Origin of the sequence: Ramlibacter monticola (assembly GCF_016722785.1) — a bacterium.
In the GTDB taxonomy this organism is placed as follows: Bacteria; Pseudomonadota; Gammaproteobacteria; order Burkholderiales; family Burkholderiaceae_C; genus Ramlibacter; species Ramlibacter monticola.
Window position 1 is genome coordinate 278,574 of record NZ_JAEQNE010000007.1, and the last position, 25,553, is coordinate 304,126.

Annotated in this window: 29 protein-coding genes; 13 read left to right on the forward strand and 16 right to left on the reverse strand. The window is 69.4% G+C overall.

Annotation, left to right across the window (positions count from 1 at the left end):
* The first annotated feature begins 100 nt into the window (after window positions 1-100).
* The 7 genes from JJ685_RS23900 to JJ685_RS23930 all read left to right on the forward strand — a co-directional run bounded on the left by JJ685_RS23900 (window position 101) and on the right by JJ685_RS23930 (window position 6,309).
* A complete protein-coding gene (locus tag JJ685_RS23900; protein WP_201676864.1) occupies window positions 101-1,825 on the forward strand; it encodes an ATP-dependent DNA ligase in 1,725 nt (574 codons plus the stop codon).
* 40 nt (window positions 1,826-1,865) lie between these two features.
* Entirely contained in the window at window positions 1,866-2,597 is a 732-nt protein-coding gene (gene folE / locus JJ685_RS23905; protein ID WP_201676865.1) for a GTP cyclohydrolase I, read from the forward strand.
* Between the two features lie 93 nt (window positions 2,598-2,690).
* Window positions 2,691-3,113 (forward strand): BLUF domain-containing protein, encoded by a 423-nt coding sequence (locus JJ685_RS23910; protein WP_201676866.1) that lies wholly within the window; start codon window positions 2,691-2,693, stop codon window positions 3,111-3,113.
* A gap of 15 nt (window positions 3,114-3,128) precedes the next feature.
* Window positions 3,129-4,010 (forward strand): DMT family transporter, encoded by an 882-nt coding sequence (locus JJ685_RS23915; protein ID WP_201676867.1) that lies wholly within the window; start codon window positions 3,129-3,131, stop codon window positions 4,008-4,010.
* Between the two features lie 4 nt (window positions 4,011-4,014).
* Window positions 4,015-4,824: a DUF429 domain-containing protein gene (locus tag JJ685_RS23920; RefSeq protein ID WP_201676868.1), complete on the forward strand. Its 810-nt coding sequence runs from the start codon at window positions 4,015-4,017 to the stop codon at window positions 4,822-4,824.
* Window positions 4,821-5,195 (forward strand): DUF2784 domain-containing protein, encoded by a 375-nt coding sequence (locus JJ685_RS23925; protein ID WP_201676869.1) that lies wholly within the window; start codon window positions 4,821-4,823, stop codon window positions 5,193-5,195. The genes JJ685_RS23920 and JJ685_RS23925 overlap by 4 nt, the downstream gene beginning before the upstream one ends.
* Before the next feature lie 31 nt (window positions 5,196-5,226).
* Entirely contained in the window at window positions 5,227-6,309 is a 1,083-nt protein-coding gene (locus JJ685_RS23930) for a flavodoxin family protein (protein ID WP_201676870.1), read from the forward strand.
* Here the strand turns inward: JJ685_RS23930 and JJ685_RS23935 are convergent.
* Genes JJ685_RS23935 through JJ685_RS23950 form a run of 4 tightly spaced genes read right to left on the reverse strand, consistent with a single transcriptional unit; the run spans window position 6,266 to window position 11,233 of the window.
* Window positions 6,266-7,978: a SulP family inorganic anion transporter gene (locus JJ685_RS23935; RefSeq protein WP_201676871.1), complete on the reverse strand. Its 1,713-nt coding sequence runs from the start codon at window positions 7,976-7,978 to the stop codon at window positions 6,266-6,268. The genes JJ685_RS23930 and JJ685_RS23935 overlap by 44 nt on opposite strands.
* A 15-nt stretch (window positions 7,979-7,993) precedes the next feature.
* Window positions 7,994-9,316 (reverse strand): sulfatase family protein, encoded by a 1,323-nt coding sequence (locus JJ685_RS23940; protein ID WP_201676957.1) that lies wholly within the window; start codon window positions 9,314-9,316, stop codon window positions 7,994-7,996.
* The gene (locus JJ685_RS23945; protein WP_201676872.1) at window positions 9,316-10,269 is read right to left on the reverse strand and encodes a Bug family tripartite tricarboxylate transporter substrate binding protein; all 954 of its coding nucleotides are present in this window, start codon (window positions 10,267-10,269) and stop codon (window positions 9,316-9,318) included. Before JJ685_RS23945 ends, JJ685_RS23940 begins: the two co-directional genes overlap by 1 nt.
* Window positions 10,270-10,279: 10 nt before the next feature.
* Window positions 10,280-11,233, reverse strand: coding sequence for a Bug family tripartite tricarboxylate transporter substrate binding protein (locus tag JJ685_RS23950; protein ID WP_201676873.1), 954 nt, complete (start codon window positions 11,231-11,233; stop codon window positions 10,280-10,282).
* 188 nt (window positions 11,234-11,421) lie between these two features.
* On the opposite strand from JJ685_RS23950, the gene JJ685_RS23955 reads away from it, so the two are divergent.
* The gene (locus JJ685_RS23955; protein ID WP_201676874.1) at window positions 11,422-13,887 is read left to right on the forward strand and encodes a ligase-associated DNA damage response DEXH box helicase; all 2,466 of its coding nucleotides are present in this window, start codon (window positions 11,422-11,424) and stop codon (window positions 13,885-13,887) included.
* An 88-nt stretch (window positions 13,888-13,975) separates the two neighbouring features.
* On the opposite strand, the gene JJ685_RS23960 is transcribed toward JJ685_RS23955, so the two are convergent.
* From JJ685_RS23960 to JJ685_RS23990, 7 genes are all read right to left on the reverse strand, one after another.
* The gene (locus tag JJ685_RS23960) at window positions 13,976-15,124 is read right to left on the reverse strand and encodes a zinc-binding metallopeptidase family protein (RefSeq protein WP_201676875.1); all 1,149 of its coding nucleotides are present in this window, start codon (window positions 15,122-15,124) and stop codon (window positions 13,976-13,978) included.
* Between the two features lie 100 nt (window positions 15,125-15,224).
* A complete protein-coding gene (locus JJ685_RS23965; RefSeq protein WP_201676876.1) occupies window positions 15,225-15,539 on the reverse strand; it encodes a BON domain-containing protein in 315 nt (104 codons plus the stop codon).
* A 97-nt stretch (window positions 15,540-15,636) separates the two neighbouring features.
* Window positions 15,637-16,092: a hypothetical protein gene (locus JJ685_RS23970; RefSeq protein WP_201676877.1), complete on the reverse strand. Its 456-nt coding sequence runs from the start codon at window positions 16,090-16,092 to the stop codon at window positions 15,637-15,639.
* Window positions 16,089-16,463, reverse strand: a complete 375-nt coding sequence (locus JJ685_RS23975) for a phage holin family protein (protein WP_201676878.1) — start codon at window positions 16,461-16,463, stop codon at window positions 16,089-16,091. The genes JJ685_RS23970 and JJ685_RS23975 overlap by 4 nt, the downstream gene beginning before the upstream one ends.
* Window positions 16,464-16,480: 17 nt before the next feature.
* Window positions 16,481-16,753, reverse strand: a complete 273-nt coding sequence (locus tag JJ685_RS23980) for a hypothetical protein (RefSeq protein ID WP_201676879.1) — start codon at window positions 16,751-16,753, stop codon at window positions 16,481-16,483.
* A gap of 33 nt (window positions 16,754-16,786) precedes the next feature.
* On the reverse strand, window positions 16,787-16,951 hold the full coding sequence (locus JJ685_RS23985; protein WP_201676880.1) for a DUF1328 domain-containing protein: 165 nt from the start codon (window positions 16,949-16,951) through the stop codon (window positions 16,787-16,789).
* A 163-nt stretch (window positions 16,952-17,114) separates the two neighbouring features.
* Window positions 17,115-18,497, reverse strand: coding sequence for a CHASE3 domain-containing protein (locus JJ685_RS23990; protein WP_330901832.1), 1,383 nt, complete (start codon window positions 18,495-18,497; stop codon window positions 17,115-17,117).
* Window positions 18,498-18,608: 111 nt separating this feature from the next.
* Between JJ685_RS23990 and JJ685_RS23995 the strand changes: the two genes are divergently transcribed.
* On the forward strand, window positions 18,609-19,241 hold the full coding sequence (locus JJ685_RS23995; protein WP_169418000.1) for a response regulator: 633 nt from the start codon (window positions 18,609-18,611) through the stop codon (window positions 19,239-19,241).
* 13 nt (window positions 19,242-19,254) lie between these two features.
* Here JJ685_RS23995 and JJ685_RS24000 read toward each other — a convergent pair whose 3' ends face one another.
* Window positions 19,255-19,638, reverse strand: a complete 384-nt coding sequence (locus JJ685_RS24000) for a response regulator (RefSeq protein WP_201676881.1) — start codon at window positions 19,636-19,638, stop codon at window positions 19,255-19,257.
* A 187-nt stretch (window positions 19,639-19,825) separates the two neighbouring features.
* Between JJ685_RS24000 and JJ685_RS24005 the strand changes: the two genes are divergently transcribed.
* Window positions 19,826-19,978 carry a hypothetical protein gene (locus tag JJ685_RS24005; RefSeq protein ID WP_201676882.1) on the forward strand — a complete coding sequence of 51 codons (153 nt, stop codon included), beginning with the start codon at window positions 19,826-19,828 and terminating at the stop codon, window positions 19,976-19,978.
* Between the two features lie 3 nt (window positions 19,979-19,981).
* Here the strand turns inward: JJ685_RS24005 and JJ685_RS24010 are convergent, their stop codons facing one another.
* The 4 genes from JJ685_RS24010 to gpmA all read right to left on the reverse strand — a co-directional run bounded on the left by JJ685_RS24010 (window position 19,982) and on the right by gpmA (window position 24,172).
* Window positions 19,982-20,740, reverse strand: a complete 759-nt coding sequence (locus JJ685_RS24010; protein WP_201676883.1) for a HesA/MoeB/ThiF family protein — start codon at window positions 20,738-20,740, stop codon at window positions 19,982-19,984.
* Between the two features lie 66 nt (window positions 20,741-20,806).
* Entirely contained in the window at window positions 20,807-21,676 is an 870-nt protein-coding gene (locus tag JJ685_RS24015) for an amino acid ABC transporter substrate-binding protein (RefSeq protein ID WP_201676884.1), read from the reverse strand.
* Between the two features lie 134 nt (window positions 21,677-21,810).
* The gene (locus tag JJ685_RS24020) at window positions 21,811-23,253 is read right to left on the reverse strand and encodes a S41 family peptidase (RefSeq protein WP_201676885.1); all 1,443 of its coding nucleotides are present in this window, start codon (window positions 23,251-23,253) and stop codon (window positions 21,811-21,813) included.
* A gap of 172 nt (window positions 23,254-23,425) precedes the next feature.
* The gene (gene gpmA, locus JJ685_RS24025; RefSeq protein ID WP_201676886.1) at window positions 23,426-24,172 is read right to left on the reverse strand and encodes a 2,3-diphosphoglycerate-dependent phosphoglycerate mutase; all 747 of its coding nucleotides are present in this window, start codon (window positions 24,170-24,172) and stop codon (window positions 23,426-23,428) included.
* 102 nt (window positions 24,173-24,274) lie between these two features.
* Here gpmA and JJ685_RS24030 point away from each other — a divergent pair, with 102 nt between their 5' ends.
* From JJ685_RS24030 to secB, 3 genes are all read left to right on the forward strand, one after another.
* Window positions 24,275-24,682 carry a rhodanese-like domain-containing protein gene (locus tag JJ685_RS24030; RefSeq protein ID WP_408015493.1) on the forward strand — a complete coding sequence of 136 codons (408 nt, stop codon included), beginning with the start codon at window positions 24,275-24,277 and terminating at the stop codon, window positions 24,680-24,682.
* Window positions 24,683-24,702: 20 nt separating this feature from the next.
* Complete coding sequence (grxC, locus tag JJ685_RS24035) at window positions 24,703-24,969, forward strand: glutaredoxin 3 (RefSeq protein WP_201676888.1); 267 nt, start codon at window positions 24,703-24,705, stop codon at window positions 24,967-24,969.
* Between the two features lie 108 nt (window positions 24,970-25,077).
* Window positions 25,078-25,551, forward strand: coding sequence for a protein-export chaperone SecB (gene secB, locus JJ685_RS24040; protein WP_201676889.1), 474 nt, complete (start codon window positions 25,078-25,080; stop codon window positions 25,549-25,551).
* Window positions 25,552-25,553: the final 2 nt, after the last annotated feature.

A 25,553-nucleotide genomic window follows, 5' to 3' on the forward strand; every position in this document is an offset into this window, starting at 1 on the left:
GACGCAGAAGGAACAGCCCTTTTCTGGATGGAATCCTTCTGCGTCTTTTGCGCTTTCTCTGCGCCCTCTGCGTTCGGCTGTCTGGTGTTGCGGTGGCCCGATGAAGCGCTTCTCCCGCCTCTTCAGCGAGCTCGACGCCACCACCTCCACCAACGAGAAGGTGGAGGCGCTCACGCGCTATTTCGACGAGGCGCCGGCGCGCGACGCCGCCTGGGCCGTGTACTTCCTTGCCGGCGGCAAGCCGCGACAGGTGGTCAGGACGGCTTCGCTGGTCGGCCTGGCCTGCCACCTGGCGCAGGTCGAGGACTGGCTGTTCGACGAGTGCTACCAGCAGGTGGGCGACCTCGCGGAGACCATCGCACTGGTGCTGCCGCGCGGCGACGCGCCTTCGGACGTGGGATTGGCGGAGTGGGTGGAGCAGCGGCTCCTGCCCTTGCGCGGCCTGCCCGACGAGGAGGTGGCGGAGCGGGTCGGCGGCTACTGGTGGGAGCTCGACACGCTCGGGCGCTTCCTCCTGACCAAGCTGGTGGGCGGCGGCTTCCGCGTCGGGGTGAGCAAGCTGCTGGTGCAGCGCGCGCTCGCCACCCATGCGGGCATCGACGCCAGGCGGGTCGCCCAGCGCATGATGGGCTACACGGACGGCAAGGTCATGCCCTCGCCGGAGCGCTACGAGGCGCTGGTCGCGAAGGCGGAGGAGGGCGTGGCCGAGCCAGCCGACGCGGGCCAGCCCTATCCCTTCTTCCTGGCCCACCAGCTCGACCTCCCGCCGGAGCTGTTCACGGCCCGCCTCGGTCCGGTGACGGACTGGATGGTGGAGTGGAAGTACGACGGCATCCGCGGCCAGGTGATCCGGCGGGCCGGCCAGGTCTGGATCTGGTCCCGCGGCGAGGAACTGGTGACCGAGCGCTTCCCCGAGATCGAGGCGCTGGCGCGGGCGCTGCCCGATGGCACGGTGCTCGATGGCGAGATCCTGGTCTGGAAGGACGAGGCCGACCCGGAGACCGGCGAGATCGCCGGCCGGCCCGCACCCTTCGCCCTGTTGCAGCAGCGCATCGGCCGCAAGAACCTGACGAAGAAGATCCTGGCGGAAGCGCCGGTCGGCTTCATGGCCTACGACCTGCTGGAGCAGGACGGCCAGGACGTCCGCGCCCTGCCGCAGCGGGATCGGCGTGCGCGGCTGGAAGCATTGCTGGCCGGCACGGAGTTCCGGCTCTCGCCCGTGGAGCGGGAAGCCTCCTGGCTGGAATTCGCCCGCAAGCGCGCGCAATCGCGCGAACGCGGCGTCGAGGGTTTCATGCTCAAGCGGCTCGATGCCGCCTACGGCACCGGCCGCACCAAGGCCGAGGGCCTGTGGTGGAAGTGGAAGATCGACCCCATGAGCGTCGACTGCGTGCTGGTCTACGCGCAGCCGGGGCACGGGCGCCGATCCTCGGTGCATACCGACTACACCTTCGGTGTCTGGAACCGTCCGCCGGCGGACCGGGCGGAGGTGGACGCGGTCCTCGCCAGGATGGCCCGCAAGGAGCCGCCCCAGCCCGGCGAGCTGCAGCTGGTGCCTTTCGCCAAGGCCTATTCGGGCCTCACCGACGAGGAGTTCCGCCAGGTCGACGCGATCATCCGCAAGACCACGATCGAGAAGTTCGGCCCGGTGCGCAGCGTCCGCCCGAGCCTCGTGTTCGAGCTGGGCTTCGAGGGCATCCAGCGCAGCGGCCGGCACCGCAGCGGGATCGCGGTGCGCTTCCCGCGCATGCTGCGCATCCGCCACGACAAGCCGCTGCACGAGGCGAACACCCTGCAAGACCTGGAACGGCTGCTGGCTTCGTAGCATCTATCCAGGGTCGAAAATCCCCGGTGTTACAGTCGCCATGTTGATGAAAGCCGATCCGTCCAGCCAACTGAGCCAGGTCGACCCCGACGAGGGGACGCCGGTCTCGGTCAAGATCCGCGAGCGCGTCCTGGCGGCGCGCAAGCGATTCCACTCCAACGACAACATCGCCGAGTTCATCCAGCCCGGCGAGATGGAGAGGCTCCTCGACGAGGTCGAAGAGAAGATGCAGGCCGTGCTGGACAGCATGGTGATCGACACCAGCAACGACCACAACACCGGCGACACGGCCCGGCGCGTGGCCAAGATGTACCTCACCGAGGTGTTCAAGGGCCGCTACGTCAATCCGCCGACCATCACCCAATTCCCGAACGCCGAGCACCTCAACGAGCTGATGATCGTCGGCCCGATCACGGTGCGCTCCGCCTGCAGCCACCACCTGTGCCCGGTGGTCGGCAAGCTGTGGATCGGCGTGATGCCCAACGAGCACACCAATGTGATCGGCCTGTCCAAGTACGCGCGGCTGGCCGAGTGGATCATGGGCCGGCCCCAGATCCAGGAAGAAGCCGTGGTGCAGCTGGCCGACCTGATCATGGAAAAGACCCAGCCCGACGGGCTGGCGCTGGTGATGGAAGCCCGCCACTACTGCATGGCCTGGCGCGGCGTGAAGGACCTGGACAGCAAGATGATCAATTCGGTGATGCGTGGCGCCTTCCTGAAGGACCCCACCCTGCGCCGCGAATTCCTCGCGCTGATCCCGCAGAAGGACTGAAGAAGATGTTGCCCCCACGCTTCCCCACTTCGTGTGGGTCGCTGCCCCCCGAGGGGGCTTCAGCCTCCTTGAGGCGGCTCGGCGGAGGCTGACATGCTGGTGCGACTCCTCTATTGCAGCCGGGCGGTGAACGCCAGCGGGGACGCCGTGGAGGCGATCCTGCGCGAAGGGCGCGAGCACAACCCGTCCTGCGGCATCACGGGCATCCTGTGCTACGGGGACGGCGTGTTCCTGCAGTGCATCGAAGGCGGCCGCATGCAGGTCAGCGAGCTGTTCGCGACCATCCAGAGGGATCCGCGCCACAAGGACGTGGCCCTGCTGCACTACGAAGAGATCTCCGAGCGCTGCTTCGGCGCCTGGAGCATGGGGCAGGTCAACATCTCCAAGCTGAACCACTCCACCCTGCTGAAGTACTCGGAGAAGACCGAACTCGACCCGTATTCGGTTGCGGGCAAGGTCTCGCTCGCGCTGCTGAAGGACCTCGCGGCCACCGCCGCGATCTGCGGCCGCAGCTGAGCGCCGCGCCGCCCGATGCCCGTCGGTGCGCTGGCGCTGGTGCTGCTCGCGGGCGTGATCCACGCCAGCTGGAACATCGTCGCGAAACGCGCTGGCGGCGACGTGCGCTTCGCCGCCTTCACCACCGTCGTCAACATCCTCACCTGGGCGCCCCTGGGCGTCTGGATCGGCTGGCGCGCGCTGCCGCAGTGGGGCGGGCGCGAATGGGCGCTGCTGGCCCTCAGCGCGCTGCTGCACTCCGGCTACTACCTGCTCCTGCTGCGCGGCTACCGCAAGGCCGACCTGACCGTCGTGTATCCCCTGGCGCGCGGCGCGGGACCGCTGCTGTCCTCGCTCGCGGCCCTCTGGCTGCTCGGCGAAACGCTCTCCGCGCTCGGCGCGGCCGGCATCGCCGGCGTGGTGGGCGGGGTGTTCCTGATCGCCGGCGGCCCGGCCCTCTGGCGCCGCAGCCACGATCCCGAGGCCCGCAGGCGCCTGCACAAGGGCATGTTCTACGGCGTCGCGAGCGGCGTCTTCATCGCCAGCTACACGGTGGTCGACGGCTACGCGGTCAAGGTGATGCTGCTGTCGCCCATCCTCGTCGACTACGTCGGCGCGGTGCTGCGGATCTTCGTCGTCGGGCCTTCGGTGCTGCGCGACCCGCCGGCGGCCCGCGCGCTCTGGCGGCTGCAGTGGAAGCACGCGCTGTTCGTGGGCGTCGTGAGCCCCGTCTCCTACGTGCTGGTGCTGTACGCGGTGAAGGTCGCGCCGCTGTCCCACGTGGCGCCGGCGCGCGAGGTGTCGATGCTGTTCGCGGCGCTGATCGGTGGGCAGTTGCTGGGCGAAGGCGACCGCGCCGTGCGCGTCGCGGGCGCCGCCTGCATCGCCGCCGGCGTGATGGCGCTCGCGTTAGGCTAGCGGGATGCTCCTCGGCTGCGACTTCTCCAGCACGCCCACCCGGCGCAAGCCGATCCTGCTGGCGCTCGGCGAGGAGGCCGGCGGACGGGTGCAGCTCGCGCGCATCGAGCGCTTCGAGTCCCTGGCAGCCTTCGGCGACTGGCTGCGCGAGCCCCGGGAGTGGATCGGCGGCTTCGACTTTCCCTTCGGCCTGCCGCGCGCGCTGGTGGAGCACCTCGGCTGGCCGACCGCATGGCGCGAATGCATGCGGCACTACGCGGGGCTGACGCGGCCCCAGATCCGCGAGACCTTCGCGGCCTACTGCGCCGCGCGCCCGGCGGGCTCCAAGTTCGCGCACCGCCGCTTCGACAAGCTGGCCGGTTCCAGCCCCTCGATGAAGTGGGTGAACCCGCCGGTGGCCTACATGCTGCACGCCGCCGTGCCGCTGCTGCTGGCGGCGGACGTCGACATCCCCGGCCTGCACGCGGGCGACCCGCGGCGCGTGGCGCTGGAGGCCTACCCGGGGCTGCTGGCGCGCGAGCTGATCGCGCGGCGCAGCTACAAGAGCGACGAGAAGGCGAAGCAGACGCCGGACCGCCTGATCGCGCGCAAGGACCTCATCACCGCGCTGGAGCAGGGCCGCTCGCGCCTCGGGCTGCGCCTGAAGCTCACCCACGCGCAGCGCGACGCGCTGGCCGAGGACGCCAGCGGCGACAGCCTCGACGCGGTGCTGTGCCTGGTGCAGGCGGCGTGGGCCGCGCGGCAGGGCGCGCCGCGCTACGGCCTGCCGGAGGAGCTCGATCCGCTGGAGGGCTGGATCGTGAGCGCGGGATGAGCTGGCGGGTGCTGGCGGACGCGGTGGTGCTGCTGCACCTGGCCTTCGTCGTCTTCGCGGTGGCGGGCGGCCTGCTGGCGCTGCGCTGGCGCTGGGTTGCGCTATTGCACCTGCCGGCCCTCGCCTGGGCCGCCTTCGTCGAATTCAGCGGCCGCACCTGCCCGCTCACGCCGCTGGAGAACGCCTTGCGCGCGGCCGGCGGCGAGGCCGGCTACGAAGGCGGCTTCGTCGAGCACTACCTGCTGCCGGTGCTCTATCCGGCCGACCTCACGCGCGGACTGCAGTGGGCCCTGGGGACCGGTCTCGTAGTCTTCAATCTTGCCGTGTATGCCGCTGTTGTCTGGCAAGCCCGGCGGCATCGCTTCCGCTAGGCTCGGCAGGGTTCGCATCCCAGGAGCCGCCATGGCCAGTCAGCCGCCCGATGTCCGCAAGGGGGAGTGGGGAGGCCTGCACTCGCGCGATGAATTCCGCGAACGCTTCCGCGCCCGCTTCCTCGACCCTGCCTACCGGGCGGAAGACCAGGCGATCTCGCGGCTGGAAGCGATCGCCTGGGAGGCCTATTCCCAGGGGCGCAAGGCGCCGGTCACCCGCAAGGCTGGCAGCGAATTCCAGGACCCGGACTACGATCTCTCGGTGGAGTGGTACGAGACGCGCCGGCGGCTGCGGGCCGCGCAGGCGCGCTGGGCCGACCCGGCGACGCCTTCGCGCGTGCTGGTGATCTCCGGCGCGGCCCGCAACGACGGCAGCTGCCCCGGCGAGATGTCCAAGACCTTCCGGCTGGCGCGGATCGCCCGCGAGACCCTCGGGTCGGAGGGCCTCGAGACCGACCTGCTGGACCTGAGCCAGCTCACCTCCGATTTCGACCGCCACATCCATCCCTGCAAGGGCTGCGTGTCCACCGCGATGCCCCTGTGCCACTGGCCCTGCAGCTGCTACCCGAACCACGCGACGAACCAGGTCAACGACTGGATGGCGGAGATCTACGAGCGCTGGACGGCGGCGCACGGCATCCTGCTGCTCTCGCCGACGCACTGGTACGCGATGTCGAGCCCGCTGAAGCTGATGATGGACCGCCTGGTCTGCGCCGACGGCGGCAATCCCGACCCCACCACCACGGGCGGCAAGGACGCGGCCCGGGCGAAGGCGCTGGAGCTGAAGGGCTGGTCGTACCCGCAGCACCTCGCGGGCCGCACCTACGGAGTCGTCGTGCACGGCGACGTGGCCGGCATCGACGGCGCGCGCCGCATCCTGTGCGACTGGCTGGACTGGATGGGCTTCGTCGACGCCGGCGCCAGCAGCCGCCTCGACCGCTACATCGGCTACTACGAGCCCTATGCGACCAGCCACCAGGCGCTCGACCGCGACGAGGCGGTGCAGGAGGAAGTGCGCAATGCGGCGCGGGCGCTGGCGCAGGCAGTGGGAGAGCTGCGGCAGGGCCGGCTCAGCGCGCCGGGGCGGAATCTGGCGCGTCCTCGGCCGAAGTAGGCTCCGGCAGCACCTCGTCTTCGCGCAGGGTGCCGAAGGCGTGCAGCGCCTCGTTGTCCGTGCGGTACATCTTCAGCAGCGGGTCGGGCTGCAGCACGCCGGCGCGCTGCAGCACGCGCTCCACCGGGAGCTTGATGCCGCTGATGTGCAGGGTGACGCCGCGCTCCTTCAGCGTCTTGCGCAGCTGCCGGAACATCTCCACGCCGGTGGCGTCGATGCGGTTGATCGGCTGCGCGAACAGGCACACGTGGCGCACGTCGGGATGGGCGGCGAGATGCTCCACGATCGCCCGCTCCATGTCGCTGGAGGACGCGAAGTCCAGCTCCGCGTCCATGCGCAGCGCGAACAGCTGTGGCGCCAGCGGCGGCAGCTTCCACAGGTGACGGTCGCGCAGGCTGCCGTCCGGATGCAGGCCCGTCTCGATGATGCGCGGATGCAGCCGCAGGTAGAGGAAGTAGGCGAGTCCGAGCAGCACGCCCGTCAGCACGCCCCAGTAGATGCGCGGCGCCGACAGCAGCGTGACGGCGAACGTGGCGGCGGCCGTCGCCGCCTCGACCCGGTCGATGCCCCACAGCTCCGCGAAGACGCGCGGCTTGAACAGGCTGGACACGGCGGCGACGACCACGGCGGCGAGCACCGCCTTGGGCACGTGCGACAGCGCCGGCGTCAGGAACAGCAGCACCAGCAGCACGAAGCCCGAGGCGAACACCGTGGCCCAGCCCGTGCGCGCGCCGGCGTAGAGGGTGAGCGCCGAACGGGAGAAGGAGGTGCTGGTGGCGAAGGCGCCCGAGAAGGCGGAGGCCAGCTTGCCCACGCCCTGGCCGACGAGGTCCTGGTTGGCGTCCCAGCGCCGGCCGTCCCGCTGGTTCTCGATCTTGGCGCTGGAGGCCATCTCCAGCGAGCTGACCAGGGCGAGCACGAGGGCCGGCGCCAGCAGCGTGGAGAACTGCTCCCAGCCCGGCCAGTGCGGCAGGTAGGGCGAGGGCAGTCCCTGCGGCAGAGGGCCGACTACGGCGCCGTGCTGCGAATAGCCGGTGGCGAAGGCCAGCGCGCCGGCGGCGGCCAGCACCACCACCATGATCGGGAAGCGCGGAGCGAAGCGGCGCGCCAGCACGAACACGGCCAGGCTCACCGTGCCATAGGCGAGGGCCTGCAGGTCGATGCGCGGCGAATGCAGGAGCTGGTCCAGGGAGCCTTCCAGCCCGAGCAGCGCGGGCAGTTGCGAGGCGATGATCAGCAGGGCCGCCGCCTGGCTGAAGCCCGCCAGCACGGGCGAACTCACCAGGTTGAGCACCCAGGCGGAGCGCGTGGCGCCGACGGCGAATTGCAGCGCGCCCGCGAGCAATGCGAGCCACACCGCGAGCGAGACCCAGCCCGCGCTGCCCTGCTGCGCCATGCCGGCCAGGGAGGCGCCCACCAGCACGCTGCTGAGGGCGGAGGGGCCGACCGACAGGCGCGTCGAGGCGCTGAAGAGGACCGACAGCAGCGCGGGCAGGAAGGTGGCGTAGAGGCCGGTCACGAGCGGCATGCCGGCGAGACCGGCATACGCGACCGACTGCGGGATCATCACGACGGCGACGGTGAGCGCGGCGACGGCCTCCCCGCGCAGCAGTTGGGCGTCGGGGCGGGGCCAGCTCAGGAAGGGAAACCAACGGGACAGCGGGGACATCGGCCGCAGTATGGCTCACCGCTGGGGCATGTCCTTCACCGAGTAGCCCAGGCTCACCGTCGCGTCCTCGGGGATCGGGGGCATGGTCTCGTTCCAGGCCTCCCAGGCATCGCGCATGTCGGCCAGCCGCCGCGGGTCGCGGCCCGCGAAGTTGGCGCGCTCGCGTTCGTCGGCGGAGAGGTCGAACAGGTAGTCGTGGCCGTCCACGCGCAGGTACTTCCAGTCGCCGTCGCGCAGCGCACGCTGGCTGCGGTGGTTCATGCGCCAGTGCAGGGGGCGGGCGAAGCCGCGCTCCGGATCGCGCAGCACCGGGGCGAGCGACACGCCATCCAGCGGGTAGGCCGGATCGGCCTGCGCGCCACCCAGCTCCAGCACGGTGGCGGACCAGTCCATGGTCATGCAGTGCTGCGCGGCGAGCCCGCCGGGGCGGATCGCCGCCGGCCAGTGCGCGATCCAGGGCACGCGGATGCCGCCTTCGGTGAGGTCCATCTTGCCGCCCACGAGGGGCCAGTTGTCGGAGAAGCGCTCGCCGCCGTTGTCGCTGGTGACGATCACGAGCGTGTCGCGCTCCAGGCCGTGGCGGCGCAAGGCCTGCATCACCCAGCCGATGCCTTCGTCCATGTGGTGGATCATGCGGCGGTAGGTGTGGATGTTGCCGCCGTGCAGGTGGAACAGGTTGTCCTTCACCTCCCGGGCCAGCAACGCGTCCTCGCGCGTTTCCCAGGGCCAGTGCGGCGCGGTGTAGTGCAGGCTGAGGAAGAAGGGCCGCTGCGGTTCCTGCGCCATGCGCTCGACGTAGTCCACGGCACGGCGCGAGATCAGGTCGGTGAGGTAGCCTTCCTCGGCGCGTTCCTGCTCGCCGGACCAGAGGTCGTGCTGGCCGTTGGAACTGCAGTGGGTGAAGTAGTCGACGCCGCCCGACATCGGGCCGAAGAACTCCTCGTAGCCGGAACGCAGCGGGCCGAAATGCGGCGGGTAGCCGAGGTGCCACTTGCCGACCAGCGCCGTGCGGTAGCCGGCCTGCCGCAGCAGCGAGGGGACCGTGGGATGTTCCGGCGGCAGGCCCAGCGTGCTGCTGCCGCGGCTGCGGCTGTTGATCGGTTCCTCGGCGGCGCCGCGCAGGCGGTACTGGTAGCGCGCCGTCATCAGCGCGAAGCGGGTGGGCGAGCAGACGGGGGAATTGGAATAGCCCTGCGTGAAGCGCAGGCCGTTGGCCGCCAGCGCATCCAGCTGCGGCGACACCGCGCCGAAGTCCGCCTCGCGGCCGCCATAGCAGCCCAGGTCCGCGAAGCCGAGGTCGTCGGCCACGATGAAGATCACGTTGGGGCGTCGCGCCATCATTCCACCTTCATGCCGGTCACCCGGATCACCTTGCCATAGCGCTCGGACAGGTCGGCCAGGCGCCTGCCCGCCGCCGCGCCGGCGATGCCTTCGTAGTGCAGGTCCAGCCCTTCCAGCCGCGCGCGCAACTCGGGACGGGCGAGCGCGTCCGCCATCGCCTTCTGCATCGCCTGCACCACCGGCTCGGGCGTGGCGGCGGGAACCATCGCGAGGTACAGCACTTCCTGTTCGAGTTGCGGCAGGCCGGCCTCGGCCACCGTGGGGACCTCCGGCGCCAGCGCCGAGCGCTTGCGGCTGGTCACGGCCAGTGGGGTGATCTTGCCGGCCTTGACGTGCGGCAGCATGCCCGGCGTGGCCAGCACGCCGGCGGTCACTTCGCCGGCGAGCACCGCGGTGACGGCCGGCGTGTTGCCCTTGTAGGGCACGTGCGTGATCTTCGCGCCGGTGGCTTCGGTCATCACTTCCGCGGCGAGGTGCCCGGGGCTGCCGCTGCCGGCGGAGCTGAAGGTCACCGGCTTCGCCTTGGCGGCCGCGACCAGATCCTGCAGGGTCCTGAAGCCGCTGGCGGGATGCGCCCCCACCAGCAGCCCGGAGGAGGCCATGATCAGGACGGGCCGCAGGTCCGTCGTCCTGAACGGCATGCCCTTGTAGATGTGCGGATTGACCGTGAAGGTGCTGTCGATGCCGAACAGGACCGTGCTGCCGTCGGCGGCCGCCTTGGCCGCGGCGTCCGCGCCGATGTTGCCGCTGGCGCCTGGCTTGTTCTCCACGATGAAGGTCTGCCTGAACTGGTTGGCCAGCACGTCGGCGATCGAGCGCGCGATCAGGTCGGAGGGGCCGCCCGGCGGGAAGTTGTTGATGAACCGTACCGGCTTCGTGGGCCACGCGGTCTGCGCGGCGACGGGTGCGAGGGCGGCGGCGAGCAGGGTCGCGACAAGCAGTCGTTTCATCGTCCTTCCTTCAGGGCTGGTAGCCCGATTGCTGCACCACCGGCGCCCATTGGACGCGAAAGGCCGCGAGCATGGCTTCGGTCTGCGCCTGCGTGGCGACGACGGGCGTCATCTGCGCGGAGCTGAAGCGGCGCTGCGTGTCCGGATCGGCCATCACCTCGCGGATGGCCGTGGCAAGGCGCTGCACGCCGGCCTTCGGCATGGACGACGGCGCGAAGAAGGCGTTCCAGCCCGTCCCGGCGAGGTCGAGGCCCGCTTCGCGGAAGGTCGGCAGCTTGGGCGCGATGGCCGAACCCTTCGTTCCGGAGGTCGCGAGGATGCGCAGCTTGCCGGCCTCGTGCTGCGGCAGGACGGTATCGAGGGTGTCGATCGAGACCGGCACCTGGCCGCCGATCAGGTCCGTGATCAGCGGCGCCGAGCCGCGGTAGCCCACCACCTGCGCCTTCACGCCGGCCTTCTGCGCCACCATCAGGGCGAAGAAGTGCGGCAGGCTGCCGGTGGCCGGCACGCCGAAGTTGGCCTGGTCGGGATTCGCGCGCAACCAGGCGAGCAGGTGCGACAGCTCGCGCACCGGGACCGCCGTGCCGACGCTCAACGCGAACTCGTAGTCGTTGACGTGCGAGACCGGCACGAAATCGCGGTCGGGGTCGTAGCCGTTGTCCTTGAACACCAGCGGAGCCACGACCATCACCGCGGGGTTCGCGAGCATCAGCACGTTCTGGCCCGCGGGCGTGCCCTTGACCTGCTGCGCGGCGAGTCGCCCGCCCGCGCCGGTGCGGTTCTCCACGATCACGGGCATGCCCAGCTTCGCCTGCAGCTTCTCGGCGACGATGCGGGCGACGCGGTCGGTCGCGCCGCCGGGCGCGAATCCGGTCACGATGCGCAGGGGCGATTCGCCCTGCGCGCGCAGGATGCCGGCGGCCGGGGCCAGCAGCGCCGCGAGCAGCGTGTCTCGTCTCTTCATCGGGGTTCCTTGCCGCCAGGGATTCGGCGCCGCCGCCAATGTAGTGCGGTCACAATCGATTGATCAAATCCATCCTCCTGCGCGGAAACCCGATGAGCGCACGCCCCGTCCCTCCTTCCGGCCTGGACGAATTGCTGCCTTGCAAGCTCGGCCGCCGGGTCGCGGCCCGCATCTCGCGGGGCTGAGCGATGGGCGAAGTCGAGCAGCCGCCCGGAACCCGGGCCGCGGCCTGGATGGCGGGCCGCGGCTGGCAACCCTTTCCGTTCCAGCGCGAGGTCTGGGAGGCCGTGGCCGAAGGCCGCGGCGGGCTGCTGCACGCCACCACCGGGGCCGGCAAGACCTATGCGGTGTGGCTCGGCATGCTGGATGCGCTGCTGCGGCTTCATCCGCCCGGACGTGCGGCCGAGCCGCTGCGCGCAGTGTGGCTCACGCCGATGCGCGCGCTGGCGTCCGACACGGCCAAGGCGCTGGCGCAGCCGCTGGCCGAGCTCGCGCCCAACTGGACCCTCGGCCTGCGCACCGGCGACACGCCGAGCGCCGAACGCGCGAAGCAGGACCGCCGCATGCCCACCGTGCTGGTGACCACGCCGGAGTCGCTCACGCTGATGCTCACGCGCGAGAACGCACGCGAGGTCCTCGGCGGCGTCGCGTTCGTGGTGGTCGACGAATGGCACGAGCTGATCGGAAGCAAGCGCGGCGTGCAGGCACAGCTCGCGCTGGCGCGGCTGCGGCGCTTCCATCCCGGGCTGGTCACCTGGGGGCTGAGCGCCACGCTCGGCAATCTCGAGGAGGCGATGGGGGTGCTGTGCGGCGAAGGCGAGCGGCCGTCGCCCCGCCTGGTGCGCGGTAGGATCGAGAAGACCCTGGTGATCGACACGCTGCTGCCGCCCAACCCGGGCAAGTACACCTGGGCAGGCCACCTCGGCGCCGGCATGCAAGTGCCGGTGGTGGAGGAGATCGAGCGCTCCGGCACCACGCTGGTGTTCACCAACGTGCGCTCGCAGGCCGAGACCTGGTACCAGCTGCTGCTGGAGGCGCGGCCGCAATGGGCGGGCCACATCGCGCTGCACCACGGCTCGCTGGACCGCGCCACGCGCGAATGGGTGGAGCAGGGGCTCAAGGACGGCACGCTGCGCGCGGTCGTCGCGACGTCCTCGCTCGACCTCGGCGTCGACTTCCTGCCGGTGGAGCGCGTGCTGCAGGTCGGCTCCGCCAAGGGCGTGGCCCGCATGCTGCAGCGCGCGGGCCGAAGCGGCCACGCGCCGGGCCGCCCGAGCCGCGTCACCCTGGTGCCCACGCACACGATGGAGATCGTCGAGGCCGCGGCGGCGCGGCGGGCGGCGCAGGACGGGCGCGTGGAGAAGCGCGTCGCCCCCGACAAGCCGCTGGACGTCCTGGTCCAGCACATCGTCACCATCGCCCTGGGCGGCGGCTTCCGCGCCGACGAGCTGTTCGGGGAAGTGAAGACGGCCTGGTCCTACCGCGACCTTTCGCGGGCCGAGTTCGACTGGGTCGTGGCCTTCTGCGAGCGCGGCGGCGAGAGCCTGGGCGCCTACCCGGAATACCACCGCATCGTGCGCGACGCGGAAGGCATCTACCGCGTGCCGGATGCCGGGGTGGCCAAGCGGCACCGCCTGGGCATCGGCACCATCGTGAGCGATGCGGCGATGCAGGTGAAGTACCTGACCGGGGCGCTGCTCGGCACCATGGAGGAGGGCTTCATCGCGCGGCTGCGCAAGGGCGACTGCTTCTTCTTCGCCGGCAGGCTGCTGCAGTTCGAGCGGGTGCGCGACATGGTGGCCTACGTGCGCAAGGCCACGCGCAACAAGGGCACGGTGCCGACCTGGATGGGCAGCAAGATGGCCCTGTCCACGGAACTGAGCGACGCGGTGCTGGAGATGCTGCACGAGGCGGCGCAGGGCCGGTTCACCGGGCCGGAGCTGGAGGCGGCGCGCCCCATGCTGCTCACGCAGCAGCGCCTGTCGAAGATCCCCACGCCGGACACGCTGCTGGTGGAGGCCTACCGGTCCCGCGAAGGGCAGCACCTGTACGTCTATCCCTTCGCCGGCCGCAACGTGCACCTGGGGCTCGCCAGCCTGCTGGCGTGGCGGCTGGCCCGCGAGCAGCCCAACACCTTCAGCCTGTCGATCAACGACTATGGGCTGGAGCTGGTGAGCGCCGCGCCCTTCGACGTCGCTCCGGTGACCAGCCAGGCGATCTTCTCGGGCACCGAGCTGCTGCACGACGTGCTGGCCTCACTCAATTCGGGCGAGCTGGCGCAGCGCCGGTTCCGGGAGATCGCGCGCATCGCGGGGCTGGTCTCCACCGGGTATCCGGGGCAGCCGAAAAGTACGCGCCAGCTGCAGGCCTCCAGCGCCCTGTTCTACGAGGTGTTCCGCAAGTACGACGCCGGCAACCTGCTGCTGAACCAGGCGGAGAAGGAGGTGCTCGGCCAGGAGCTGGAGCTCTCGCGGCTGGCTGCGACCCTGGAGCGCATGCGCGGCAAGCGGGTGGAGTTCGCGCCGCTGCGGCACCCCAGTCCGCTGAGCCTGCCGCTGATGGTGGAGCGCTTCCGGGAGAAGCTGACGACCGAGACGCTGGCCGCGCGCCTCGAGCGCATCCTGCAGGAGATGGAGTCCGACGCCGGGGTCTAGGCGCCTTGGGGGCAGGGAACGGGCCCGCGCCCGGAGCCCAGGCTCCCAGGCACTTCTCGGGCGGAGGGCCGCGCAGCGCGGCCCTTCTTCATCGTCCGACCGCCTCCGCTTCGCTGCCGTCCTTGTTCTTCTGTGCCTGCGCGTCCTTCGCCGGCACGCGCGAATACGTCTCGCCGATCACGTCGTGCACGTAGCGCAGCTTGTCCAGCGCGCCGGCGGACAGCGCGAACGGATACGCATCCTCCTGGCCCAGGCTGCGGTTGAGGCTGTTCACGAGCAGCGTGAGGGGGACCCACTGGTCGACCAGCGTGTCGAAGTCGGGCCGGCCCGTCTCCAGCGGATTGACCACCTCCTCGACCTCCTGTTCCTGCCCCGGGATGCGCAGGCGCGTGTTGTACGAGGCGGCCGTCTCCAGCAGGTCCACCATGTGCAGGTAGTGGGCCCAGGTCTCGGCCCAGTCCTCCCAGGGGTGGGCCGTCGCATACTGGCTCACGAAGCTGTCCTGCCAGTCGGGCACGGTGCCGCCGCGGGCGTAGTGGTCCTGCAGGGCCTTCTGGTAATCCAGGCGCTCGTCGCCGAACACCTGGCGGAAGCTCTCGACGCGGCCGCCCTCGTCGACCAGCCGGTCCCAGTAGAAGTGGCCCGACTCGTGGCGCAGGTGGCCGAGCAGCGTGCGATAGGGTTCGTGCATCTCCTCGCGGCGCCGCACGCGTTCGGCGTCGTCGGCCTCCGCGACGTTGAGCGTGATGACGCCCTGCGCATGGCCGGTCATCACCGGCTGCCCCGGCAGGTCGGCCAGGAATTCGAAGATCGGTCCGTCCGCGCTGCCGGCGGGCGGATCGGTCGAGACCAGCCCCAGCTTCGCGAGCGTGTAGAACATGCGGCGCTTGGCGGCCTCGAGGCGGTACCAGCGCAGCGGGTTTTCGGGAACGGAGAGGTCCGGCAGCACGCGCGTGAGCCGGCAGGACACGCACAGCTCGTTCGGGTCCCTCGCCGGCACGGCGAAGTTGCAGGCGTTCTGCGTGGTGTGGTTGTGGCAGAGGCGGTAGCGCGCGCCCGAGACCTTCCTGCCGCGCATGCGCGGCCGCCACAGGCCTTCGCCGCCATCGGGCACTTCCTCGATGGCGCTCATGTTCAGGCGATCGGGCAGGAAGGCGAGCGCGCTGCCGCACTGCAGGCACTGCACGTTCTCGAAGAAGATCGGGTGGCCGCAGAACTGGCAGTGGAACGTCTTCATCGCGAGTCCTCCGCGGTGGCGCAGACAAAAAGGGCAGGCCCGCCAGGCGGCGGCCTGCCCTGGCCGCGGACGGCGCAGCGCCGTCCGCCGCAAGGCGTGGTCAAGGACGCACGACGAGGTTGTTGCGCACCGCGCGCACGCCCTTGGTGTTGGCGGCGATGCGGGCGGCCTGGTCCTTCTCGGCCTGCGACTTGGCGAAACCGGACAGCGCGACTTCGCCATTGAGCGTGTCGACGTTGATCGACAGGCCGCCGGTGGTCTTGTCTTCGATCAGCTTGGTCTTCACGGCGGTCGAAATCGCGCGATCGTCGATGTAGGTCGCGGTGTCGGTCTGGCCGCGCGTGATGGCGCAGCCGCTGGTGACGAGCGTGAGCCCGGTGAGGATCGCGAGGGCGATGGTGCGGGTCTGATTCATATTGAACTCCCTTCCTGCATTGAGGATCTTGTGTGGTGCGGTGATTGCCGAAGGCCGCGGGAGGCCGCACCGTCTCCCCCGCGGCGGATTCATGTCTTCATCCAGGCCGTTCGTTGTCCTTGCGGTAGTCCGCCGCAGACACTGCCGCCATGAGCAGGTGTGACAGCTGCGAGGACTTCAGCAAGGCCACGACCAGCGTGGTCAGCGAGATCAGTCGCCATGGGCGCGCCAGCGTGAGCGCCGCGCCCGCGGCCGCGGAGATCGCCAGCAGCTGCAGCGGCTTGCGGCGCGCGTAACTGCGCATCATGGGCGACGCCAGGTCCACGGCCATGCTGGCCGGGTGGTAGCGCCACCAGGTGCGCACCGCGTGCTGCAGCCGGCCGAACCAGCCGCTGCCGAGGTCGTCCGGCTCCCCGTACGCCGCGAACGTCGCGTACGGGTCGTCGTAGTGTTCCGCCGGTTCCTCGCGCGGATCGTGGCGGCGCTGCCGCTTCGCGATGTGTTCGAGGATCGCCTGGCGGTTGCGTGCCAACCTGTCGGATGCGTCGCTCATGACCTGGCGCTGATCGCGCGCAGGGCCTGCGCGTCCGCGTCGAGTTGTGCCTTCAGCTCCGTGAAGGCCTTCTCGGGCAGGGGCTTGCGCGCCACCATGAAACCGCCGACCGCGAGGGCCAGGGCGATGCCCGGCACCACGATCAGGGTCCAGTGGAAGGCGGCGTGGACCGAGCCCAGCATCACCGCGACCCCGGCGAGGATCAGGAACACGAGGAAGGCGAACAGCGTGACGCCCCAGGCGACCGCGCGTCTCGCGACTTCCTTGCCAACGGAGGACGTTTCCTCGCGCAGGAGCGAGGCGTAGCCCGCGACGTGCTCCATCACCAGCTCCGGCTTGGTGATCAGCACCGAGAAGATGGGATGCACCATGGACGGTACGCGCAGCCTCAGAACCAGCTGTCCCGCTCTTCGCGGTGGCGCAGCGCGATGATCACGCCGGCGATGGCGGCACCCACCGCGGCGGCGATCAGCGCCGACTTCAGCGGATGCTCGGTGACGTAGCCCGAGCCCCTGCGGGCGTAGTCCCCCATGTACCCGCGCGCCATGGCGGCGCGATCGGACATGCCGGAACGCAGGTCCTTCATCGTGGCGCTGGCCCGGTCGAGGGCGTCGGCCGCCATCTTGCGGGTGCTGTCGAGCGTGGCATGCATATCGTTCATGTGGTCCTCTCTTGTGATGGTGGGGGTGCCTGACTAGGGCTTGCGCTTCAGGCTGGCGATGAAGGCGGCGAGCGCGAGGACCACGAAGACGAGGAACAGCAGCTTCGCGATGCTGGCGGCTCCCGCCGCGATGCCGCCAAAACCCAGCACCGCTGCGATCAGCGCGATGACCAGGAAGACGACGGCGTAGTGCAACACTGGATAACTCCAAGCAAGCCTTCAACACATGGCACGCAGGCGATTCGTGCCTGCGGCTAGCTTAAGGATACCCGCCGATGCCGAGTTCAGGGGGGGCCGTTTCCGGGTGTCATCGGCGCGTCGGTGCATCTGTAGGAGCGGGCTGACGGCCACTGCGCAGCGCTCAGGCGGCTTCGGCCAGGGGCGCGGGGGCCGCCGCGGTCGCCTTGGGCAGGCTGGCGAGGATGCGCGTGCCCTGGCCCGGTTGCGAGCTCACCGTGAGCCGTCCGCCGGCGGCCTCGACGCGGTGGCGCATGCCGGCCAGGCCGTGCGTGGACGGCTTGGTGCTGCGCACGTCGAAGCCCTTGCCGTCGTCGCGGATCTCGACCTCGATGTGGCTGCTGTACTCGCGCACGCCGATCTCGACTTGCGCCGCCTCCGCGTACTTGCCGACATTCGTCAGCGATTCCTGCACGATGCGATAGACGGTGAGCTGCACGGCCTCGTCGAGCTGCACGGGCTCCAGGTTGCAGGCGATCTCGATCCCCGAACGCTCGGAGAACTCGCGCGCCAGGATTTCCAGCGCCGCGGTGAGCCCCAGGTTCGCCAGCGACGAGGGACGCAGGTCTTCGATGATCCGGCGCTTGAGGGCGATGCCGCTGTTGAGCGTTTCGGTGAGGTGCTGCAGCCGCTGGTTCAGCTCCGGGGACTGCGCTCCGATCTTGGACTTGAGCCGGGCGACGTCCAGCTTGGCGGCCGTGAGCAGGGCGCCGAGTTCGTCGTGCAGTTCGCGCGCGAGGTGGCCGCGCTCTTCCTCGCGCACCTGCTGCAGGTGCGTGGCCAGCTGCGCCAGCGAGGCGGTGCGCTCGCGCACCTGCGACTCCAGCAGGTCGCGCTCCTGCTGCAGGGCGGCCTGCTGCTGTTCGCCCGCGAGCTTCAGGCGCGTGGTCTGCCGCAGGTACAGGGCGAAGGCCAGGAGGGCGGCCGTGGAGCCGATGGCAATGCCGGCGCGCGCGAAACGCAGGCTCTGTTCCACGCGGTCCTGGGCGGCGGCCATGCCGGCGCTCGCGCTTTCGATCAGGCGCGCCGCCTGGGCGCGGATGGCATCCATGTGCTCCTTGCCGACGTCCGTCAGCAGCACGGATTTCCAGGCGTCCTCGTTGCCCTGCTTGCGCATGCGCACCGACAGGTCCATCTCGGCCAGCTTGCGCTGCACGTTCAGCGTCATCGCGTTGAGCGTGCCCGCTTCCGGCGTGTTGGGGAGATAGACGTTGCGCAGCCGGTCCAGTTGCTGGCCGATCTCCGCGACGGCGGCGTTGTACGGCTCGAGATAGCGCGGGTCGCCGGTCAGCAGGTAGCCGCGCGAGCCGGTCTCGGCGTCGAGCATGTGCTGCAGCAGGCGGTTCACGGCGTTGCGCGTGCGCGTGTACTGCTCGATGCGATCGAGTGCATCGGTGGACTCGCTGTAGCCCGCCTCGTTGATACCGATGAGCACCAGCGCGGCGAGCACGGCGAGCACCAGACTGATGGCGCCGCGGCTGAGGCGGAAAGATGCGAGCAGTTTCACCCTAAAGACTCAGCGATGTGCATAAAATCCGCGCACGTCATGACTCAAGGGTAGGCCATTTCCATCCGGAAGTGGGGCACAATGAATCGCGCTTGACGTGGAAGGTGAAGCATGATCAAAGTGGGCATTGTGGACGACCATGCCATCGTGCGGTCGGGCCTCAAACAGTTCTTCTCCGAACAGGTTGACCTGCGCGTCGTTGGTGAAGCCGCAAGCGGGCGCGAGGCCATCGACCTCGTGCGCACGACCGAAATGGACGTCCTCGTCATGGACCTGTCCATGCCGGGGCAAAGCGGAATCGATGCGCTCGGAATGATCCGTGCGAAAGCACCCGACGTCGGCATCCTGATCCTCTCGGGTTACCCCGAAGAGCACTACGCGATGAACCTGATTCGCCAGGGCGCGAGCGGCTACCTGAACAAGGAATGCGAGCCGATGGAGATCGTCAACGCGATCCGCACCATCGCGCTCGGCCGGCGCTACATCTCCCCGGCGGTGGCGGAACTGCTGGCGCAGCAGCTCAATCGGAAGGAAGGCGGCGCACCGCACGAGCAGCTCTCCGAGCGCGAATTCCAGGTCTTCCTCAAGCTCGCGAAGGGAGAGACGGCCGGGGACATCGCCAAGGCCCTGTCGCTTTCGGTGAAGACGGTCAGCACCTACCGCACGCGCCTGATGGAGAAGATGAACCTCTCCTCCAACAGCGACCTGACCTACTACGCGCTGAAGAACAAGCTGATCGACTGAAGCGCGCGGCGCCTCAGCCCGGGGCCTGCCCGCCCATGGCGAGGCAGAACTCCACCAGCGCATCGATCTCGTTCGACTTGTCGAACACCGCGTCGGCGCCCAGTTGCGCGCAGCGCCTGCGCACGTCGGACGTCGCGTAGTTGCTCAGAACCACGACCCTCTGGTCGCGGTCGCGCTGGTGGCAGGCCTCGAGCACGCCGAGGCCGCTGCCTTGCTTGAGGAACAGGTCCACGATCAGCAGGTGCCAGCCGCCGCGGTGTGCCGAGAGCCAGGCTTTCGCCTCGTTCTCGGTTTCCGCCCAACCGAGCGTCCTCACCCCAGCCAGTTCCTGCAGCGCCTCGACGAGGTTGGCGCGGATGGTCGCGTTGTCTTCGACGATGTACGTTCCGAGTTCCACTATTCGCGCTGCAACAGGCCCCGGGAGGGGGCCCGTTTCCTTCTGCGAAGAAGGGGCGGATTGTGCCAGCGGGCCCGGGGCGCGAGGGTAGGAGGCCTCCTACGGCGCCGGATGCAGCCGGGATGACGCGGTGCGCGGCAGCAGGCCGACTGACGCGCTGGCGCGGGCCTGGAACACTATGCTTTCCATGAAGCTGTTCCTCCAATCCGCGATCGTCTTCTTCGGCACGCTGCTCGCTGCAGCGCTCGTGGCGCTGGGTGCGCCTGGCAACGCCGAAGTGGAGATGGCGTCCCAGGGCTCCTCCGCGACCGTCGTCGCCCTGCTCGGCCTCGAAGAGTGAGGCTCAGGCGGCGCGCCGCGTGCCGCACACGCGGCAGGCGGCGTCCCGCCGCAAGCGCATTTCCGTCCATTCCATGCTGCGGCCGTCCAGCATCTGCAGGCGCCCCGCGAGCGACGTGCCGACGCCGGCCAGCAGGCGCAGGGCTTCGGAGGCCTGCATCGCGCCGATGATGCCCACCAGCGGCGCGAACACGCCCATGGTGGCGCAGCGCGTCTCCTCGAACTCCTGGTCGGGCGGGAACACGCAGGCGTAGCAGGGGCTGTCGGGCCGGCGCGGATCGAACACGCTCACCTGGCCGTCCATGCGGATCGCCGCGCCCGACACCAGAGGCTTGCCGTGCTCGACGCAGGCGCGGTTGATCGCCTGGCGGGTCGCGAAGTTGTCGCAGCAGTCGATCACGACGTCGGCCTGGGGTACCAGTTCGGCCAGGGCCTGGGCGTCGGCCTTCATCACGAGCGGGCGCACGAGCACCTCCGGGTTGATCGCGGCGATGGCCTCGCGGATCGATTCGGCCTTGGGCCGGCCGATGCGCTCCAGGTTGTGCGCGATCTGCCGCTGCAGGTTGGTGAGGTCCACCGCGTCGTGGTCGACGACCGTGATCGTGCCGACACCGGCGGTGCCGAGATACAGGGCCACGGGCGAGCCGAGGCCCCCCGCGCCGACGACGAGCGCATGCGACGCGAGGAAGCGCTCCTGGCCTTCCACGCCCACTTCATCGAGGAGGATGTGGCGGGAGTAGCGCAGGAGCTGGTCGTCGGTCATGCGCGCATTGTGCCCACACCGCGGGCGCCACTTTCCGGCCGGCGCGGCCGGCGGGCGCCTTCCTCCTTACTGCGGCAGCCGTCCCAGCGAATAGATCACCTTCATGACCGGGCTCGGCTCCCCCAGCCCGGCGAACCAGCGCATGTAGATCTCGGGCAGCGCGGGGCTGGCGAAGACCTGCGCCAGGCCGGTGTCGACGGCCTGCTGCATCGCCCAGTCGCCGCGCGGCAGGGCGATGGCATAGGGTTCGTAGGAGAGCGCATCGGCCAGCAAGGCCGTCTTGCTGGGGTCCTTCGCCCTGGCCACCAGGCCCAGCAGCAGCACGCGGTCGCTGGCGAGGGCGTCGATGGCGCCGGACTCCAGCTGCGCCAGGCCTTCCTCCCGCGACTGCAGCGGCACCGTCGTCGCCGAGACGGACATGCCCTTCAGGGCCTCGGCCAGCGCGGCTTCGTTGGTGGTGCCGCGCAGGACCCCGATCTTCTTGCCCATGAGCGCGATCAGCGAATACCCGGGCGTGGTCGTGAGCACCAGCAGGCCGGTGCCGTCCACGAAGATCAGGGAGGAAAAGCCGACCTCCTTCTTGCGCCCGAGCGTCACGGTGCTCGCGCCGCATTCCATGTCCGCCTGGCCGCTGGCGATCGCGGTGAAGCGCGTCTGCACTGTCACGGGCACCCACTGCACCTTCAGCGGCCCCACGCCCAACTGCTTCTCGATGCTGGCGATGACGGCGCGGCACAGGTCCACCGTGTAGCCGGCCGGCTTCTTTTCGGCGTCCTCGAAGGAGAACGGGAGGGCATCGGGCCGGTAGGCCACCGCGATCGTGCGGGTCGCCTGGATCTTCTTCAGGCGGCCCTCCAGCGGCGGCGTGCCGCCCTGGGCGAAGGTGAGGGAGGGCGCCAGGCACAGCGCCGCGAGAAGGAGGTTCAGGCGTCTCATGGCGCGACTGTCGGGCGTCGGCGGCCTGGATCGGTATTGGACGATGGTCCCATCCCCCGGCCGATCCGTTTCGGACCTGCCAAAGAAAAAGCCAGCCCGAAGGCTGGCTTTCTGCAGTCAGAGCCGAAGAAGGATCAGTTCTCCTTCTTCTCTTCCTTGTTCTCCACGACCTGCGTCTTGGAGACCACCACCGGCCGGCCCTTCAGCTGGTTGAGGGCCTGCACGAGCTGGAAGTCCTTGTCGCTGCCGAATTCCGGCGCCGTCTTGCGGTCGGCGGGACCCTTCTTGGCCTCTTCCTCGGCGCGCTTGCGGGCTTCCTCGCGGACCTTCTCGCGCTGCGGATCCTTGTTTTCGGCGCCCTGGCCGGAATTCAGGTGCTTGTCGAGATCGGCTTCCCGCGTGCGCAGCACGGAGAAGATGTTGCCCTCTTCGGTCTCGTCCACCATGACGTCCGGGACGATGCCCTTGGCCTGGATCGAACGGCCGCTCGGCGTGTAGTAGCGCGCGGTGGTCAGCTTCAGGCCCGTGTCGGGACCCAGCGGACGCACCGTCTGCACGGAACCCTTGCCGAAGGTCTGGCTGCCCAGGATGGCACCGCGGTGGTGGTCCTGGAGGGCGCCGGCGACGATCTCGGAGGCGGAGGCGGAGCCTTCGTTCACCAGCACCACCAGCGGCACGCTCTTGAGCTGCTGCGGCACGCGGCGCAGCGGGTCCGCACCGGCGCGGCGCTGGTAGAACTCCGGCGCGGCCTTGTAGACGAACTTGCTCTCGGCCAGCTGGCCGTTGGTGGACACCACCGTCACGTTCTCGGGCAGGAAGGCCGCCGAGATCGCGACCGCGGAATCGAGCAGGCCGCCCGGGTCGTTGCGCAGGTCCAGCACCATGCCCTTGAGGTTGGGCTCGGCCTTGTACAGCTCTTCCACCTTGCGCACGAAGTCGTCGACGGTGCGCTCCTGGAACTGGGACAGGCGGATCCAGCCGTAGCCCGGCTCGACGATCTTGCCCTTCACGGACTGGGTCTTGATCTCCTCGCGGGTGATCGTCACCGGGAAGGTGCGATTCTCGTCCTTGCGGTAGATCGTGAGCATCACCTTGGTGTTCGGCTCGCCGCGCATGCGCTTGACGGCCTCGGCCAGCGACAGGCCCTTGACGGCGGTGTCGTCGATCTTGGTGATCAGGTCGCCGGTCTTCAGGCCGGCGCGGAAGGCGGGCGAGCCCTCGATCGGGGAGACCACCTTCACCAGGCCGTCTTCCTGCGAGATCTCGATGCCCACGCCGACGAAGCGGCCGGACGTGCCTTCCCGGAATTCCTTGAAGGACTTCTTGTCGAAGTACTGCGAATGCGGGTCGAGGCTGGACACCATGCCGGAAATGGCATCGGTGATCAGCTTCTTCTCGTCGACGGGCTCGACGTAGTCCGTCTTGATCATGCTGAAGACTGCAGCAAGCTGTTGCAGTTCCTCCAGCGGCAGCGGCGCGAGTGAGCCACGGGCAACGGTCTGCAGCGAGACCGTGGTGAGCGCTCCGGCGAGGGCGCCTGCGGTGATCCAGCCGGCGGTCTTGAGTTTGTGGCTCATGGGTCGGTCTTCAGTCCTCTCGACTTCAATATACACCTGAGAAACCTCTCAGATGCGCACCCTCTATCAGGGGTTCCCGCAGGGCCTCCGCGTCGTGTGAAAAAAACGAGCATTGGGGCAGGAGCGTCCTACAGGCCCATTCAAGACCCGTGCCGGCTCGCAAAAAGCAGGCTCAGGCGGCGCGGCCCTGGGCGGCCACGGCCGCGGCAGCCTTCGCGGCCGCCTCGGCGTCTCCCAGATAGTAGTGGCGGATGGGCTTCAGGTGCGTGTCCAACTCGTAAACAAGGGGAATCCCGTTCGGGATGTTGAGACCCACGATCTCGTTATCGGAAATGTCGTCCAGGTACTTGACCAGGGCGCGCATGGAATTGCCGTGGGCGGCCACCAGCACGCGCTTGCCCGCGCGGATCGCGGGCGCCATGGACTCGTTCCAGAACGGCAGCACGCGCGCCACCGTGTCCTTGAGGCATTCCGTGCGGGGGAAATCCTCGCTCTTCACCTTCTCGTAGCGACGGTCGGCCCGCTCCCAGCGCGGATCGTCGTCACCCAGCGCCGGCGGCGGCGTGTCGTAGCTGCGGCGCCAGACCAGCACCTGCTCGTCGCCGAACTTCTTCGCCGTCTCTGCCTTGTTCAGGCCCTGCAATGCACCATAGTGGCGCTCGTTGAGGCGCCAGGAATGGGCGACGGGCAGCCAGGTGCGGTCCATTTCGTCCAGGACGTGCCACAGCGTACGGGTGGCGCGCTTCAGGACGCTCGTGTAGCACAGGTCGAAGTCGTAGCCCTCGGCCTTCAGCAGGCGGCCGGCCTGCACGGCCTGCTCCAGGCCCAGCGGCGTCAGGTCGACGTCGGTCCAGCCGGTGAATCGGTTTTCCAGGTTCCAGGTGGATTCGCCGTGGCGGATCAGGACGAGCTTGTGCATGGCAAGGGCGGTCGGAGGTTGGGGGAAACCCGACATTCTAGAATCCCGGGTTGGCCGGGAATCGCCCGGCGCAGAACAAGGAAAGAGCTGCGAATGGACGTCCTGCCGTTTTTCACCCACAACTGGGCGCTCGTGCTGATCGCCATCGTCTCGGGCACGCTGCTGCTGTGGCCCGGGCTTGCCGCCACCGCCGCCGGGGGCATCACCCCCGACAGCGCGGTGCAGCTGATAAACCGCGAGAAGGCGATCGTCGTCGACGTCAGCGAGGCCGACGAATTCGCCTCCGGGCACATCAAGGGCGCGCGCAACGTGCCCGTGAACGAGCTGGAAACCCGCCTGCCCGAGGTGGCGAAGAACAAGACCGTGCCGCTGATCCTGGTCTGCCCCAGCGGCGCCCGGTCCAAGCGCGCCCTCGGCACGGCGAAAACCCTGGGCTACGACAAGGCTGTCGTGCTGGGCGGCGGGCTGAAGGCCTGGAGGGACGCTAACCTTCCGCTGGAAAAAGCCTGACCCATCCCCAAGTAACAAAGATGCAGCCTGTCAAGATGTACACCACGGCCGTTTGCCCCTACTGCATTCGCGCCAAGCAGATCCTGAAGTCCAGGGGCGTCGAGCAGATCGAGGAGATCCGCATCGACATGAAGCCGGACGAGCGCAGCAGGATGATGGAGATCACCGGCCGCCGCACCGTGCCGCAGATCTTCATCGGCGAAACCCACGTCGGGGGATGCGACGACCTGATCGCGCTCGACGGGCGGGGCGGCCTCGTGCCCTTGCTCAAGGGCGTGGCGGCCTGATTTTTTCGGGATCGCCCGCCGGCCTGAGATAATGGCCGGCTGACGCAGTATTGCGCCCGCCAGGAGCGTTCCGGCGGGCTTTTTCATTCGCAACCCGAGGCACCAGAGATGGCCGACAACAACGATCCCGTGTTCCAGATCCAGCGCGTCTACATGAAGGAGGCTTCGCTGGAGCAGCCCAACAGCCCGGCCATCCTGCTGGACCAGGAGCAGCCCACCGTCGACATCCAGTTGGGCGTCGAGGCGCAGCAGGCCGCCGAGGGCGTGTACGAAGTGGCCGTGTCCGCCACCGTCACGACCAAGATCAAGGACCGCACCGTGTTCCTGGCGGAGGTCAAGCAGGCCGGCATCTTCGAGATCCGCAACGTGCCGGCCGAACAGATGCAGTCCATCATGGGCAGCGCCTGCCCGCAGATCGTCTACCCGTACCTGCGCGCCAACGTGGCCGACATGATCACGCGCGCCGGCTTCCCGCCCGTGCACCTGGCCGAAATCAACTTCCAGGCCATGTACGAGCAGCAGCAGGCGCAGCAGGCCCAGCAAGGCCAGCAAGGCGCTTCGCCCATCATCACCTCCGCCTGAGG

Excerpts from the sequence above, each read along its gene's own strand:
- JJ685_RS23900 (WP_201676864.1), top strand. The coding sequence starts at position 101 with ATGAAGCGCTTCTCCCGCCTCTTCAGCGAGCTCGACGCCACCACCTCC.
- folE (WP_201676865.1), top strand. The coding sequence starts at position 1,866 with ATGTTGATGAAAGCCGATCCGTCCAGCCAACTGAGCCAGGTCGACCCC.
- JJ685_RS23910 (WP_201676866.1), top strand. The coding sequence starts at position 2,691 with ATGCTGGTGCGACTCCTCTATTGCAGCCGGGCGGTGAACGCCAGCGGG.
- JJ685_RS23915 (WP_201676867.1), top strand. The coding sequence starts at position 3,129 with ATGCCCGTCGGTGCGCTGGCGCTGGTGCTGCTCGCGGGCGTGATCCAC.
- JJ685_RS23920 (WP_201676868.1), top strand. The coding sequence starts at position 4,015 with ATGCTCCTCGGCTGCGACTTCTCCAGCACGCCCACCCGGCGCAAGCCG.
- JJ685_RS23925 (WP_201676869.1), top strand. The coding sequence starts at position 4,821 with ATGAGCTGGCGGGTGCTGGCGGACGCGGTGGTGCTGCTGCACCTGGCC.
- JJ685_RS23930 (WP_201676870.1), top strand. The coding sequence starts at position 5,227 with ATGGCCAGTCAGCCGCCCGATGTCCGCAAGGGGGAGTGGGGAGGCCTG.
- JJ685_RS23935 (WP_201676871.1), bottom strand. The coding sequence starts at position 7,978 with ATGTCCCCGCTGTCCCGTTGGTTTCCCTTCCTGAGCTGGCCCCGCCCC.
- JJ685_RS23940 (WP_201676957.1), bottom strand. The coding sequence starts at position 9,316 with ATGGCGCGACGCCCCAACGTGATCTTCATCGTGGCCGACGACCTCGGC.
- JJ685_RS23945 (WP_201676872.1), bottom strand. The coding sequence starts at position 10,269 with ATGAAACGACTGCTTGTCGCGACCCTGCTCGCCGCCGCCCTCGCACCC.
- JJ685_RS23950 (WP_201676873.1), bottom strand. The coding sequence starts at position 11,233 with ATGAAGAGACGAGACACGCTGCTCGCGGCGCTGCTGGCCCCGGCCGCC.
- JJ685_RS23955 (WP_201676874.1), top strand. The coding sequence starts at position 11,422 with ATGGGCGAAGTCGAGCAGCCGCCCGGAACCCGGGCCGCGGCCTGGATG.
- JJ685_RS23960 (WP_201676875.1), bottom strand. The coding sequence starts at position 15,124 with ATGAAGACGTTCCACTGCCAGTTCTGCGGCCACCCGATCTTCTTCGAG.
- JJ685_RS23965 (WP_201676876.1), bottom strand. The coding sequence starts at position 15,539 with ATGAATCAGACCCGCACCATCGCCCTCGCGATCCTCACCGGGCTCACG.
- JJ685_RS23970 (WP_201676877.1), bottom strand. The coding sequence starts at position 16,092 with ATGAGCGACGCATCCGACAGGTTGGCACGCAACCGCCAGGCGATCCTC.
- JJ685_RS23975 (WP_201676878.1), bottom strand. The coding sequence starts at position 16,463 with ATGGTGCATCCCATCTTCTCGGTGCTGATCACCAAGCCGGAGCTGGTG.
- JJ685_RS23980 (WP_201676879.1), bottom strand. The coding sequence starts at position 16,753 with ATGAACGATATGCATGCCACGCTCGACAGCACCCGCAAGATGGCGGCC.
- JJ685_RS23995 (WP_169418000.1), top strand. The coding sequence starts at position 18,609 with ATGATCAAAGTGGGCATTGTGGACGACCATGCCATCGTGCGGTCGGGC.
- JJ685_RS24005 (WP_201676882.1), top strand. The coding sequence starts at position 19,826 with ATGAAGCTGTTCCTCCAATCCGCGATCGTCTTCTTCGGCACGCTGCTC.
- JJ685_RS24010 (WP_201676883.1), bottom strand. The coding sequence starts at position 20,740 with ATGACCGACGACCAGCTCCTGCGCTACTCCCGCCACATCCTCCTCGAT.
- JJ685_RS24015 (WP_201676884.1), bottom strand. The coding sequence starts at position 21,676 with ATGAGACGCCTGAACCTCCTTCTCGCGGCGCTGTGCCTGGCGCCCTCC.
- JJ685_RS24020 (WP_201676885.1), bottom strand. The coding sequence starts at position 23,253 with ATGAGCCACAAACTCAAGACCGCCGGCTGGATCACCGCAGGCGCCCTC.
- gpmA (WP_201676886.1), bottom strand. The coding sequence starts at position 24,172 with ATGCACAAGCTCGTCCTGATCCGCCACGGCGAATCCACCTGGAACCTG.
- grxC (WP_201676888.1), top strand. The coding sequence starts at position 24,703 with ATGCAGCCTGTCAAGATGTACACCACGGCCGTTTGCCCCTACTGCATT.
- secB (WP_201676889.1), top strand. The coding sequence starts at position 25,078 with ATGGCCGACAACAACGATCCCGTGTTCCAGATCCAGCGCGTCTACATG.